Annotated in this window: 13 protein-coding genes; 8 read left to right on the forward strand and 5 right to left on the reverse strand. The window is 64.0% G+C overall.

Translation table 11 applies throughout. The features are described 5' to 3' along the window. Nucleotides 1-172: 172 nt before the first annotated feature. From AC25Z0_RS13140 to AC25Z0_RS13155, 4 genes are read left to right on the forward strand one after another with little or no spacing between them, the layout of a single operon-like run. Complete coding sequence (locus AC25Z0_RS13140; protein ID WP_488120101.1) at nucleotides 173-1,384, forward strand: ABC transporter substrate-binding protein; 1,212 nt, start codon at nucleotides 173-175, stop codon at nucleotides 1,382-1,384. Nucleotides 1,385-1,386: 2 nt separating this feature from the next. Beyond that, the gene (locus AC25Z0_RS13145) at nucleotides 1,387-2,586 is read left to right on the forward strand and encodes an ABC transporter ATP-binding protein (RefSeq protein ID WP_488120102.1); all 1,200 of its coding nucleotides are present in this window, start codon (nucleotides 1,387-1,389) and stop codon (nucleotides 2,584-2,586) included. A 2-nt stretch (nucleotides 2,587-2,588) separates the two neighbouring features. Further along, a complete protein-coding gene (locus AC25Z0_RS13150) occupies nucleotides 2,589-3,503 on the forward strand; it encodes an ABC transporter permease (protein WP_488120103.1) in 915 nt (304 codons plus the stop codon). Continuing rightward, nucleotides 3,500-4,306, forward strand: coding sequence for an ABC transporter permease (locus AC25Z0_RS13155; RefSeq protein WP_488120104.1), 807 nt, complete (start codon nucleotides 3,500-3,502; stop codon nucleotides 4,304-4,306). The genes AC25Z0_RS13150 and AC25Z0_RS13155 overlap by 4 nt, the downstream gene beginning before the upstream one ends. Before the next feature lie 630 nt (nucleotides 4,307-4,936). Here AC25Z0_RS13155 and AC25Z0_RS13160 read toward each other — a convergent pair. The 3 genes from AC25Z0_RS13160 to gabT are packed head-to-tail and all read right to left on the reverse strand — an operon-like array spanning nucleotide 4,937 to nucleotide 7,513. Further along, nucleotides 4,937-5,128, reverse strand: a complete 192-nt coding sequence (locus AC25Z0_RS13160) for a hypothetical protein (protein WP_488133485.1) — start codon at nucleotides 5,126-5,128, stop codon at nucleotides 4,937-4,939. A 15-nt stretch (nucleotides 5,129-5,143) separates the two neighbouring features. Beyond that, a complete protein-coding gene (locus AC25Z0_RS13165; RefSeq protein WP_488133486.1) occupies nucleotides 5,144-6,136 on the reverse strand; it encodes an asparaginase in 993 nt (330 codons plus the stop codon). A gap of 3 nt (nucleotides 6,137-6,139) precedes the next feature. After that, on the reverse strand, nucleotides 6,140-7,513 hold the full coding sequence (gene gabT, locus AC25Z0_RS13170) for a 4-aminobutyrate--2-oxoglutarate transaminase (RefSeq protein ID WP_488120106.1): 1,374 nt from the start codon (nucleotides 7,511-7,513) through the stop codon (nucleotides 6,140-6,142). 92 nt (nucleotides 7,514-7,605) lie between these two features. Between gabT and AC25Z0_RS13175 the strand changes: the two genes are divergently transcribed. The 3 genes from AC25Z0_RS13175 (at nucleotide 7,606) to AC25Z0_RS13185 (ending at nucleotide 9,460) form a co-directional block, all read left to right on the forward strand. Continuing rightward, nucleotides 7,606-8,151: an OsmC family protein gene (locus AC25Z0_RS13175; protein ID WP_488133487.1), complete on the forward strand. Its 546-nt coding sequence runs from the start codon at nucleotides 7,606-7,608 to the stop codon at nucleotides 8,149-8,151. Then, complete coding sequence (locus AC25Z0_RS13180; RefSeq protein WP_488133488.1) at nucleotides 8,151-8,663, forward strand: GNAT family N-acetyltransferase; 513 nt, start codon at nucleotides 8,151-8,153, stop codon at nucleotides 8,661-8,663. The genes AC25Z0_RS13175 and AC25Z0_RS13180 overlap by 1 nt, the downstream gene beginning before the upstream one ends. A 299-nt stretch (nucleotides 8,664-8,962) precedes the next feature. Beyond that, nucleotides 8,963-9,460: a CGNR zinc finger domain-containing protein gene (locus tag AC25Z0_RS13185; protein WP_488133489.1), complete on the forward strand. Its 498-nt coding sequence runs from the start codon at nucleotides 8,963-8,965 to the stop codon at nucleotides 9,458-9,460. Nucleotides 9,461-9,670: 210 nt separating this feature from the next. On the opposite strand, the gene AC25Z0_RS13190 is transcribed toward AC25Z0_RS13185, so the two are convergent. Then, entirely contained in the window at nucleotides 9,671-11,014 is a 1,344-nt protein-coding gene (locus tag AC25Z0_RS13190) for an aminotransferase class III-fold pyridoxal phosphate-dependent enzyme (protein WP_488133490.1), read from the reverse strand. 191 nt (nucleotides 11,015-11,205) lie between these two features. Beyond that, nucleotides 11,206-11,889 (reverse strand): lysophospholipid acyltransferase family protein, encoded by a 684-nt coding sequence (locus tag AC25Z0_RS13195; protein ID WP_488120465.1) that lies wholly within the window; start codon nucleotides 11,887-11,889, stop codon nucleotides 11,206-11,208. Between the two features lie 155 nt (nucleotides 11,890-12,044). On the opposite strand from AC25Z0_RS13195, the gene AC25Z0_RS13200 reads away from it, so the two are divergent. Further along, entirely contained in the window at nucleotides 12,045-12,743 is a 699-nt protein-coding gene (locus AC25Z0_RS13200; protein ID WP_488120111.1) for a 4'-phosphopantetheinyl transferase family protein, read from the forward strand. Nucleotides 12,744-12,848: the final 105 nt, after the last annotated feature.

The following is a 12,848-nucleotide window of genomic DNA, read 5'->3' on the forward strand; positions in this document are numbered from 1 at the left end:
TGTTGCGTCTATGTACTGATTTCGTTACAAGTTGGGTTCTCGAATATCGATTTGGGCACTAATGCTGTCGGCGGTGTCTCGACTGTGCCAGTATCTATCCACTCGCACTGCCCAGAAATGCCGCCGGGCGCTTTGGTCCGGTCTCGTCTCGTTCACGCAAGGAGATCCATAGATGACTCACCGGCCGATGCCCGCAGACCCGATGATTCAGCAGCTCATCCGCCAGGCTCAACGGGCGCAAATGGGGCGAAGGACGCTGTTGGCCGGAGCAGGAGCCGGTGCTGCCGCTCTCGCGCTCGCCGCATGCTCCACCGGCGCGTCGGCCAAGCCGACGGCCGCACCCGACAACTCGGCAACCGACAAGACGCTGAACTGGGACAACTGGGCGCTGTACATCGACATCGACGACGATGGCAACTACCCAACCCTGGACGCATTCACGGCAGAGACAGGTATCAAGGTCAACTACACCGAGGCCGTCGACGACAACAACACTTACTACGGCAAGGTCAAAGACCAGCTCGCGCTCGGCAAGGACATCGGCGCAGACGCCGTGTGTCTCACCGACTGGATGGTCGGCCGATTGATCCGCTTTGGTTTCGTGCAGGAACTCAACCACGCCAACATCCCCAACCTCGCCAACCTCACGCCGTCGTTGAAGGATGTCGACTTCGATCCAGGGCGCTCGATGTCGGTTCCGTGGCAGGGCGGCTTCGCGGGTATCTGCTGGAACAAGGAGAAGCTGCCCGGCGGCCTGGCATCCGTTGAAGATCTGTGGGACCCCTCCCTGAAAGGCCGGGTTGGCGTGCTCTCTGAGATGCGCGACACCATGGGCCTGCTGATGCTCGACGCCGGCGTCGACATCTCGGGCGACTGGACGGAAGACGACTACAACACTGCGATCGACGTGCTGCAGAAGCAGGTCTCTGATGGGCAGATCCGCAACATCAAGGGCAACTCGTACAAGGAAGACCTCGTCAACGAGGACACCCTGGCTGCGATCGTCTGGTCGGGTGACATCACCCAGTTGAACGCCGAGAACGGTGATCGCTGGGAGTTCATCGTTCCGGAGAAGGGCGGCACGATTTGGAACGACAACTTCGTCGTACCGATCGGCTCGGGGCGGAAGACCAACGTTGAAACGCTCATCAACTACTACTACGAGCCAGAGGTGGCGGCTGAGGTGGCTGCCTACGTGAACTACATCACTCCGGTCGTCGGGGCGAAGGAGGCCGCAATGGCCATCGATCCTGAGCTGGCGAACAACCAGCTCATCTTCCCCGACGAGGCAACCCTCGCCAACGCCCACGTGTTCCGTTCGCTCACCGGCGCTGAGGAGCAGAAATACGACGCAGCATTCCAGAGCATCCTGTTGGGGGCGTAGCGATGGCCGGAGGAGCATTCGCCGACCGGGGAGCAGACCTCGAGCTGATCGGCATCCAGAAGAGGTTCCCTGGCTTCACGGCCATCGAGAACCTCGACCTCAAGATTCCGGCAGGGTCCTTCTTCGCGCTGCTCGGACCATCCGGCTGTGGCAAGACGACGACGCTTCGACTCGTGGCGGGGCTGGAAGATCCCACCGAGGGTCGCATCCTGATCGGTGGAACGGATGTCACGGAGCAGAAGCCGTATCGTCGTCCGGTCAACACCGTGTTCCAGAGTTACGCGCTGTTCCCGCACATGACGGTGCTGGAGAACGTGGCCTTCGGGCTGCGGCGACGCAAGATCAGCGACGCCGTGCAGAAAGCACACGAGGCACTGCGCCTGGTAGAGCTCGACCATCTCGGTGCCCGGAAGCCTATCCAGCTCTCCGGCGGCCAGCAGCAGCGAGTTGCGCTGGCCAGGGCCATCGTCAACCGCCCTGCCCTGTTGCTCCTCGACGAACCCCTCGGCGCGCTCGACCTGAAGCTCCGCCGCCAGATGCAGCTGGAGCTCAAGACCATCCAGGAAGAGGTCGGCCTGACGTTCCTCCACGTGACCCACGACCAGGAAGAGGCCATGACCATGGCCGACACCGTCGCTGTCATGAACAAGGGTCGGATCGAGCAGATGGGTGCGCCCGAGCAGCTCTACGAACTGCCCAGGACCGCCTTCGTCGCCAACTTCCTCGGTCAGTCCAACCTCTTCGTCGGTCCTGTCGTTGGTCAAACCAGCGAGGCAATCTCCGTCGACATCGTGGGCTCGAAGGTCGTCGTCCCGACGGCGCGGGCGCACAGGCATGCCGGAAGTATCACCGTTGGCGTGCGGCCGGAGAAGTTGACGCTGCACCGCGAGGTTCCGCTTGACGATGTGAAGCGCAACGTCCTCGGCCCCGGATACGTCACCGACGTGTCGTTCTCCGGTGTGAGCACCCAGTACATCGTCAACGTACCTGGAATCGGCAGCGTTGTGGTCTTCGCCCAGAACATGGCGTTCGGCCCCGTCGCCCATGAGGGTGACCAGGTGTGGATGTCGTGGGCGATCGAGCACGGCTTCGGCCTCGACGATGACCCGGATGAAACCCCCCGGTTCGCGGCAGACACCGATACGAAGAGCATCGCCGCGCAGAAGCGTGACGACCTCATCACGGAGCTTGAGGGAGCGTAGGGATGGCCTTCGCGGCATTTGCCCCTCAGACAACCGCGGCCGAACCGGCGCCGCGCCGAACCAGCAGGGTGGCTTTCCTGCTGCTCCTGCCCGGCATCCTGTACCTGGTGCTGTTCTTCCTGGCCCCCCTTGTGTCGCTGCTGCTCACCTCGCTGCAGCAACCGGCAGAATTCGGCGACGTCGGGCAGTTCGCCTACGCATTCAAGTGGGAGAACTACGTCACGGTCATCTCCGACTATTGGCCGCACATCGTGCGCTCGTTCGGCTACGCTCTCGTCGCGACGGTGCTCGCGCTGCTGTTCAGCTATCCGCTTGCCTATTTCATCGGCGTGAAAGCCCGGCGGTGGCCGCTGTTGCAGAGCCTGATGCTGGTGATGGTGATCGCACCGTTCTTCATCAGCTTCCTGCTGCGCACCTTGGCCTGGAAGCAGCTGCTGTCTGACGAGTCGTTCGTGATCACGTCGTTGAAGGCGCTCTCGCTGATGGCACCGGATGCCCATTTCACGGGTACTCCGGCTGCCGTTATCTTCGGCCTCACCTACAACTTCATCCCGTTCATGACGCTGCCGCTGTACACGACGCTTGAGCGGCTCGACCTGCGTTACCTCGAGGCTGGCAGTGACCTCTACGCCAGCCCGTTCCAGGTGTTCCGGAAGGTGACGATTCCGCTCTCGATGCCCGGCATCGTTGCGGGGACGCTGCTCACGTTCATCCCGGCGGCTGGCGACTACATCAATGCCAGCAGGGACTTCCTCGGTGGACCTGACACCCAGATGATCGGAAACGTGATCGAAGCGAACTTCCTGGTGCTGTTGAACTATCCGGCTGCGGCAGCGCTCTCCATCATTCTGATGTCGGTGATCCTCGTCATCGTTGGTGTCTACGTGAAGCGTTCAGGAACGGAGGACCTGCTGTGAAGATCTCCTTCGGCAAATGGCTGTTGCCGCTCTATGCGACCCTCGCGCTCATCTTCCTGATGATCCCGATCGTCTACACATTCATCTTCTCGTTCAATGACTCCATCAAATCGAACATCTCCTGGCGAGGGTTCACGCTCGACAAATGGTTGAACGTCTGCGCCGTGCAGAACGGGGCTGTCTGCCAGGCGTTCGGCAACAGCCTGCTGATCGGCGCCGTCGCCACCCTCATCGCCACCACACTCGGAACCATGATCGCAATCGCGATTGTGCGCTACCGGTTCAAGTTCCGCTCCGGCATCAGCCTGCTGCTGTTCCTGCCGATGGCCACTCCAGAGGTGGTTCTTGGGGCGGGTCTTGCCGCGCAGTTCCTGTCGGTGGGTATCCCGAAGGACATGGTCACGATCATCCTGGCGCACACGATGTTCTGCATCAGCTTCGTCGTTGTGACCGTCAAGGCGCGGGTGGCCGGGCTTGATCCTGCACTCGAAGAGGCCGGCCGTGACCTGTACGGGTCGCCGTCGCAGGTCTTCATGCGCGTGACGTTCCCGCTGTTGTTGCCTGGCATCCTGGCGGCGGCCTTGCTGTCATTCGCGCTGAGCTTTGATGACTTCATCATCACGAACTTCAACTCCGGTTCGGTGACGACGTTCCCGAAGTACATCTACATCTCGGCGGCGCGTGGCATACCGGCGGAAGCGAACGTGATCGCCTCAGCGGTGTTCATCTTCGCGCTGGTGATCGTGGTGACCACGCAGGTCTCCTCGGCGGCGCGCGCCAAGCGGCTGGCGAGGCTCAGCTAGTTCGGCTGGTCGGCTGCCGACCGACCGGCTGCCGACCGGCCGGCCTCGCTGGCGGATTACCGGTTGGCTGCTGGCGCATAACTCCTGCAATCTGTCGGGCGTGCCAGCTCCCGCCCAGTTTTTCAGGGGTGGTCGAACCGGACGCAGAGTGTTCTGCATGAGTTATAGACGAGAAGTCCAGTCGACACGATGGGTTCCGGGTTCCGGGTTCCGGGTTCCGGGTTCCGGGTTCGGGCTTATTCGCGCGCGGGCGAAGATTGGCCCGGCAGATGTGCCGTCGCGCCGGTGCCGCGTGCATAACTCCTGAAATTTGCCGGGCGGGTGATCTGCGAGGCCGTGTTTTCGCGGCAGTCGCAGCGGCCGCGGAGTGTTCTGCAGGAGTTATGCAGCAGACGTCCAGTCGGCGCCGTCTCAGTGTCAGCTGTTGTGTGCCGCCGGACCTCAGGCAAGTCATGCACATGGCTGAGTCATGCTCGGGGTTCAGGCTTACCCGGGCGCGGACCCAGGTCGGCCCGGCATGTTTGTCGTCGCGCGGGTTCTGTGTGCATAACTCCTGCAAGTTGCCCGGCGTGTGGGCTTCCGCCCCGTGTTTCCGGGGCTGGCTAACCGGCCGAGAGGATTCTGCAGGAGTTATGCAATCGAGGGCAGGCCGGGAGCAGCCGGGAGCAGCCAGGAACAGCCGGAGCAGTCAGGAACAGCCGAGAGCAGCCAGGAGCAGGCCAGGGGCAGGCCGGGAACGGCCAGGAACAGCCAGGAGCAGTAGCCAACGGCGAGAGCAACCGCGAGGAACGGGCCAGCGGGGTTGGGCGCCGCTCGCGGCACCCAACCCTGCCTCAGCTACACGTAGCTCGGCTTGATCTGACCGACGGGGCGGCCGCCACCCTGGACGGCGAGGTGCAGGTCTGGCACCAGCGCATCGACGTCCTCGCGGGCAAGCGCGTCGGCATCCGCCAACAGGCTGAGCGCCACGATCGTCGCTGCCCTCAGGTTGCCGTCGAGCACCTTCAGTGCAACCGTCGTGCCGTCCGGTGCCGTCGCGACGGTGATGCCCTCAGCGCCGTACTTGATGAAGATGCCGAGGCGGTCGATGACCACGGTGTCGGGCTGGCCGGGGCCGGCGATGATCCAGCCGTTGTCGCGCACGGCTTCAGCGAGGAAGCCGGCCTCGCGGTAGATGGCGAATGGCGAGTTCGAGCGGCTCGTGGCGATGCGAGCGATGCCGCGTGCCAGCGCAGTGAGCGAGATCGCGTGCACGGGCGCGCCGCAGCCGTCGATGCCGGACGCCGCGGGGCGTTCGCCCGTGAAGCGCTCGATGACGTCGAGAATCCGCTTCTGCAACGGATGCTCAGGGTGCAGATACCCGTCGATCGACCAGTTGTTCTGCACGCACGCCACAAGCATCGCAGCGTGCTTCCCGGAACAGTTCATGTAGAGCGGGTCTGGACCGAGGCCCTGGCGAACGAGGACGTCCCTGGTCGCCCGGTCATCCGGCCAGGAAGAGGGGCACTCGAGCGCTGCGGACGAGAGGCCGGCGCGGGTGAGGAGCCCGTTGGCCAGTTCGGCGTGCTTGAACGTGCCGGTGTGGCTGGCCGTGGCAATGGCCGCGTCCTCGCCGCGCAGCGTCACGCCGCTCGACATGACGGCGATCGCCTGGAACGGCTTCAGCGCTGAGCGCGGGAAGATCGGGCTGGTGACGTCGCCGAGCGTGCGCAGCAAGTCGCCTTCACCGGTCATGACGACGGCAGAACCGGCATGCCGGGACTCAACAAATCCGTTGCGTTCGACGACGGCCAACTCGACGGAGTCGGCGACGCTGAATGTGGCCGCCACGCTCTAGAGGGCCCGGATGGCATCACCGATGACGGACAGGGCGTCAGCGATGAGGTCATCGGTCAGGGCGAGGCTCGGCAGGAAGCGCAGCACGTTTCCGTAGGTGCCAGCGGTGAGGACCAGCACGCCGTGCTGCGCGGCATACGCCGAGATCGCGGTGACGGCGGCGGCGTTGGGTTCCTTTGTCGTGTCGCCCGTCCCGGGCTGGACCAGCTCGATGGCGACCATTGCGCCGTAGCCACGGATCTCGCCGATGATGTCTGTGCTGTTCTTCAGCTCTTCGAGACCCGCCTTGAGGCTCTTCTCGATGCGCTTGCCCTCTGCGAGCAGGTTGTTCTGCTCAATGGCTTCGAAGACGGCGATCGCGGCGGCGCAGGCCACCGGGTTTCCGCCGAAGGTGCCGCCAAGGCCACCGGGCTGCGAGGAGTCCATGATCTCTGCACGACCGGTGACGGCTGCCAGCGGAAGGCCGCCGGCAATGCCCTTTGCGGTGAGGACGAGGTCTGGCACCCAGCCGAAGTGCTCGCTGGCGTAGTACGCACCGGTGCGGGCCATGCCGCTCTGGATCTCGTCTGCGATCATGACGACGCCATTGGCCGTGCACCATTCCTGCAGTGCGGGGAGGTAGCCGTCGGCCGGAACCATGAATCCGCCCTCACCCTGGATGGGCTCGACAACGAGGCAGGCGAGGTCGCTCGCCCCGACAGCCTTCTCGAGGTAGGCGATGGTGCGAGCTGCGGCATCCGCTCCACTCAACCCGTCGTGATACGGGTAGGAGCTCGGTGCGTGGTAAACATCGCCGGCGAGCGGGCCGTAGCCGGTTGCGTATGGGGCGGCCTTGTAGTTCATGGCCATGGTGAGGTTGGTGCGGCCGTGGTACGCGTGGTCGAGCACCGCGACGGCGCGGCGGCCGGTGTACTTGCGGGCGATCTTCACGCCGTTCTCCACGGCCTCTGCGCCGGAGTTGATGAGGACGGACTTCTTCTTGAAGTCACCGGGGGTGTGCTCGGCGAGCAGCTCTGCGACGCGCACGTACTCTTCGTAAGGCGTGATGGTGAACAGCGTGTGGATGAACTGGCCGACCTGGTTGACCGCGGCATCCACAACACTTGACTCTGTGTGACCGATCGTGGTCACGCCGATGCCGGCTCCCAGGTCGATGAACTGGTTGCCGTCGACGTCGCGGAGGATCGCGCCGTGCGCCTGCTCGATGTAGACGGGCAGCATGGAGCTCACGCCGTCTGACACCGTTGCCAGTCGTCGCTCCTGCAATTCGACAGAGCGCGGCCCAGGAATGGCGGTCACGATACGGCGTTCCTGCGTGACGGTCGTGGCAGCGGATGCCTGGGCAGCGGTGGTTGCGAGAGTTTCAGTCATGATGCTGCAAGTTTACCGACCAGAGGGGCGGGTTCAGACGGATATTCTTGGGGAGAACTGCGATTGGCACCGGTTCAACAGAAGGAGCCCAGATGGACATCGTTCACGACTACACCGTTCAGGTCGAATGGACGGGCAATCGGGGCACCGGAACCAGCACCTATCGGGCATACGGCCGCGAACATCTGGTCAGCGCGATCGGCAAGCACGACATCGAAGGCTCAGCCGATCCGGCATTCAGGGGCAACCCTGAGCGCTGGAACCCAGAAGAACTTCTGCTGGCGGCGCTCAGCCAGTGCCACATGCTGTCGTACCTGCACGCGGCGGCGCAACATGGCGTGACGGTGCTGTCATACACCGACGCCGCCACAGGCTCGATGGAGCAAACGAGAGATGGTGGCGGCCACTTCACAGCCGCCGTGCTCAAGCCGCGGGTGACCATCACGGATGCCGGCCAGATCGACCTGGCCCAATCGCTGCACGCGCAGGCCGCCGCGCAGTGCTTTATCGCTTCGTCGGTGAACTTTCGGGTTGGCCACGAGCCGCTGACCGTGGCAGCCGACGCAGCGGACGGGGAGATTGCCGCGGTTCCGGTCGGCCAGGCTCAGGCGGGCCAGGCTCCGGCGGGCAGCGCGTGATGCCCGCCCTGGTGAAACTCGTCGTTCTCGACAGCACTGCGCTCCGCGCGCTGGCTGACGGTGATCTCGAGGGCGCTGGTGCGCTCACCGGATTGACCTTTCCCTCGTACTTCATCGGCGAGGCCTGGTTATGGCGATTGCACGCTGAGCGGATGCTGCAGCACCCGGCATCCGTCGGCTGGCTTGCCCGCGCCGTTGTCCTGCAGTCGACGGGCGAAGTCGTCGGACACGCCGGTTTCCACTTTCATCCGGACGAGACCGGCATGGTGGAGATCGGCTACACCGTGCTTCCGGAACACCGGGGGAGGGGCATTGCAACGGCCGTTGTCGGAGAGTTGCTGAAATTCGCAGCCGACCGCAACGATGTGCTGGTCGTGCGGGCCAGCATCAGCCCTGAGAATGTGGCATCGCTGGCCGTCATCGCAAACTGGGATTTCGTTCTCACCGGTGAGCAGATGGATGAAGAAGATGGGCTCGAATTCGTCTACGAGCGTCAACCCCCTCAGGCCTGACCTCCGGGGCATCGCTCCATCCCCTTGTTGCCCAGCGCCGAATCGCGGCTGTCCACTTGTCGTCGCGCGACAGGGGCGCCGCGTCGTCGCCTGCCGTGCGCTGCCTGTGTTGCTCGATGGCGCGTTCCAGTTCTCGTTCCCTGCTCTCGACTAGAGACAGTGTGAACCAAGCGAGCGGATTCATGATTCCTCCATCGTCTTCGGCGCCGCCATGCGCTTTGCGTAACCTCCATGACCGTTTTACCGGTTACTAAATGCCACGCTACCGTAACCCGTAAAGTGCGTACACTGGTTATGTGATGGATGGCAGCATTTCAACGAAAGTCGGCGCTCAGCAGTCGCCGGAAGACCTGCTCGTGGACTTTCTCAACACCGTCGACGTGGAGTCGAATACGGATGCGCTGTCCAGCCAGACTGCGCTCGCCGAGTGGGCAGAGGCGCGGGAGCTTGAACCGGGCGACTTCGCGGAGACCGTTGCCGTGCGTGACGCGCTGCGCCAGTTGGTCGCCGGCGAGAAGCCGATCCTGCCGAAGGTGTCCCTCGAGCCCTCGTGCGATGGAGGCGGCCTGTCATTGACGTCGGCCACCGTTGCCGAGGCGGCGCTTTCTGCAGCCGTGAGGCTCAGCATCCTGGGCACGATGCCGCGGGTGAAGCTGTGCCAGGCCGATACCTGCCAGGAGGCGTATTTCGATCGCTCCCGAAACGGATCACGGGCGTGGTGCAGCATGGAAATCTGCGGCAACCGGCAGAAGGCGCGGAGCTATCGGAGCAAGGCGCACCCTGACGTGGAGTCTTGAAGCATGATTCGCGCGTGCGCTGAGGCGCTGAGGTGCTGAGGCGCTGAGGTGCTGAGGTGCTGAGGTGCTGACGGGCTGACGTGCTGACGTGCTGCGGTACTCCAGCGCTGTCGCGCTGTCGCGTTAAAGCACCGTGAGGCGCCACATTCAGATGTGGCGCCTCACGGTTTTGTTCGACCACAGCGTAGCCGAACGAGAGAGCAAGTCGACCTAGACGGCGGCAGCCGACAAGGCGGTGAGTGCTTCCTCGATGACAGTCGCAGCGTCGTCGATGAGCTCGTCGGAGATCACGACTGACGGCATGATGCGCAGCACGGAGTCCCAGCTGCCGGCGTCGAGCACGATGACACCGTTGGTTGTCGCGTGCTTGAGGATTGCAGTGAGCGCCTCAGGATTCTGCTTCTTCGTGCCAGGGTGCACGAGCTCGACGCCGAACATGGCGCCCTTGCCGCGGACCTCGCCGACGATCGGGAAGCGGTCTGCCCAGTCGCCGATACGAGCCCAGAGTGCCTTCTCGACGCGCTGCGCCTCGGCAATCAGTCCTTCACGCTCAATGATGTCGAAGACCTCGAGAGCAGCAGCGGTCGAAACCGGGTTGCCACCGAAGGTGCCGCCGATGCCACCGGGCTGGACGGCATCCATGATCTCGGCGCGACCGGTGACAGCAGCGAGCGGGAAGCCGCCCGCGATGCCCTTAGCCGTCGTGATGAGGTCTGGCACAACACCGTGGTGTTCGATCGAGTACCACGCGCCGGTGCGCGCAATGCCGGCCTGAATCTCGTCGGCAACGAAGACGATGCCGTTTTCGGTGCAGAACTCTGAGAGGCGCTTGAAGTAGCCGGGTGCCGGGATGATGACGCCACCGTCGCCCTGGATCGGCTCGACGAAGAACGCCGCGATCTCAGAGGCACCGATGTGGGTGTTGATGTAGTCGATGGTCTTCTCGGCTGCCTCTTCGCCGGACAGGCCGTCGCGGTATGGGTAGCTGATCGGAACACTGTAGAGCTCTGCGGGTACTGGACCCATACCTGCACGCTCTGGCCAGGGGCGGTACGTCATGCCCATGGTCAGGTTGGTGCGGCCGTGGAATGCGTGGTCGAGGCTCACGATGGCGCGGCGACCCGTGTACTTGCGCGCGATCTTGACCGCGTTCTCGACGGCCTCTGCGCCGGAGTTGACGAGGATGGAGTGCTTCTCGAAGTCACCTGGGGTGATCTCGGCGAGCTTCTCTGCGACGCGCACGTAGTTCTCGTATGGGGTCACCGTGAACAGGGTGTGGGTGAGCTTGCCGGCCTGGGCAGCAGCGGCCGCCGCGACGTCGGGGTGGGCGTGCCCGATCGTGGTCACGCCGATGCCACAGCCGAGGTCGATGAGCTGGTTGCCGTCGACGTCGACGAGTACTGCTCCCGCGCCGTGGTCCATGTAGATGTTGGCCAGGGTGCCTGCGCCCTTGGAGACGGACTTCACCCGGCGCTTCTGGAGTTCGACCGACTTCGGGCCGGGGAGTTCGGTGACGAGTTTGCGCTGCTGGGGTACTGAGAACGTGCGAGTCATAACATCAAGAGTACGTCGCCCACGTTTCCTGAACATGACAGTCAGGTGTGTGCGGCGTGTGCACAGCGACCCGCCGTTGGTTGAGGAGAACGCGACGGAGGAGCATTCGTCTCGAAACCCAGCGAGCCATCCTTGAGCTGAGCTGAGCTGAGCTGTAGGTGCCTGGACGATCGCCTGCCCAGCGATCAGAACTAGATGCGCTCGCGCGGGAAGACCTTGTCGGCGATGCGGTGCAGCGTGCCAGACGGCGGCGACTCGTTGTAGACGCCGGCGAGTTCCTGCTCTGACAGCTCGTGGATACCGGCCATGATCTGGTCGGTCGCGAGGCGCCTGGCCTTGCCAGACTCCGCAGACCCATGAACGCTGACATCGATGGGCTCACCGAACTTGACCGAGATCCGACGGATGCGTGGGAACTTGGCCCCGACCGGCTGGATCTCCTGGGTGCCGATCAAGCCGACCGGAACGACGACAGCGCCGGTGGTCAGGGCGAGCCAGGCGACACCGGTCCGCCCCTTGTACAGACGACCGTCGAGGGATCGGGTGCCCTCTGGGTAGATCGCGAAGGCACTGTCCGATTCGAGAATGTGTCGACCGGCGTCGAGTGCATCCTGTGCGGCCTGTCCGGCTCCGCGTTCGACGCCGACGGCTCCGATGGAGGTGAAGAAGGTGCGTGACACCCAGCCCTTGAAGCCGGTGCCGGTGAAGTAGGTGTTTTTCGCCAGGAACTGCACCCGGCGCGGCGCGGTCAGCGGAATGACCAGGCTGTCGACGAACGACAGGTGATTGCTCGCGAGGATGACGCGGCCGGTCTTCGGGATGTTCTCCCTGCCCGTGATACGAGGTCGGAAGACGAGCCTGGCAACGGGTGCCATGATGCCGTAGCCGAGGAAGTACACGAAACCCGGTCGCTTGGCCTTGAGGGGTTTGGGGGCGTCTTCGCTCTCATTTGTCACAGAACGACACTACCCCGGCTTATATGCGTGTCAGAGAATGGACGCGCAGGAAAGCGAAGGAGCAGGATAAGCATATGCAGTCGCCACGAGTAGGGGCATCGGTTGGAGCAGTCGCGGGGGTATCCGTCGCGATCTACCGCCAGGCCGCCGACCCTGCAGACCCCGCCGACCCCGTTGCGAGCGGGGGCAGCGCTGGCAACGCGGCGATAGCGGATGCCGTCGCGGCGTTCTCCGGCACCTCGGCCATCGACGTGGTGATTGCCAGGCACTGCCGCCGCTGCGGTGCCGACGATCATGGCAAGCCACGTATCCTTGCTCCGGTGTTCATTGATGGGTCAGAGATCCAGGTGAGCCTCAGCCGAGCTGGGGGACAGGTGGTCGTCGCTGTGACGGCGGGGAGTCCGATCGGCTTCGACCTCGAGGACCCCATGGCGCTCGCGGCAGCGATTGCTGCAGCTCCCGTCGATGAGGTGCTGCTGCATCCCGACGAGCGGCGCGCGCTCGCGACGCTGCCGGAGTCCCTGCGCGCTCACCGTCGCACGCTGCTCTGGACCGCAAAGGAAGCCGTGCTGAAGGCCACCGGATGGGGACTGGCGATCGAACTGGCCACCCTGTCGCTCACCGTTCTCGCTGACGACGAGCTGATTCTCGACGCCTGGCCGGCAGAGCTCGGTCTCGACGATGCACCCACCATCGTGGTTGTCGACCTGCCCGCAACGGATGCCGACAGTCGCCTACTCGGCGCTGTCGCCGTGCTTGGAGCTATCCGCTGATTGAGGAGCGCCCGAGGAACGAGGCCGCGTCTCGAAATCATCGCGAGCAGGTCTCGAGTGGTCGGCCGTGAACGGGTTCGTCGACCGCCGGGAAGCCGGGAAGCC

Source organism: Leifsonia sp. Y862 (assembly GCF_057669585.1).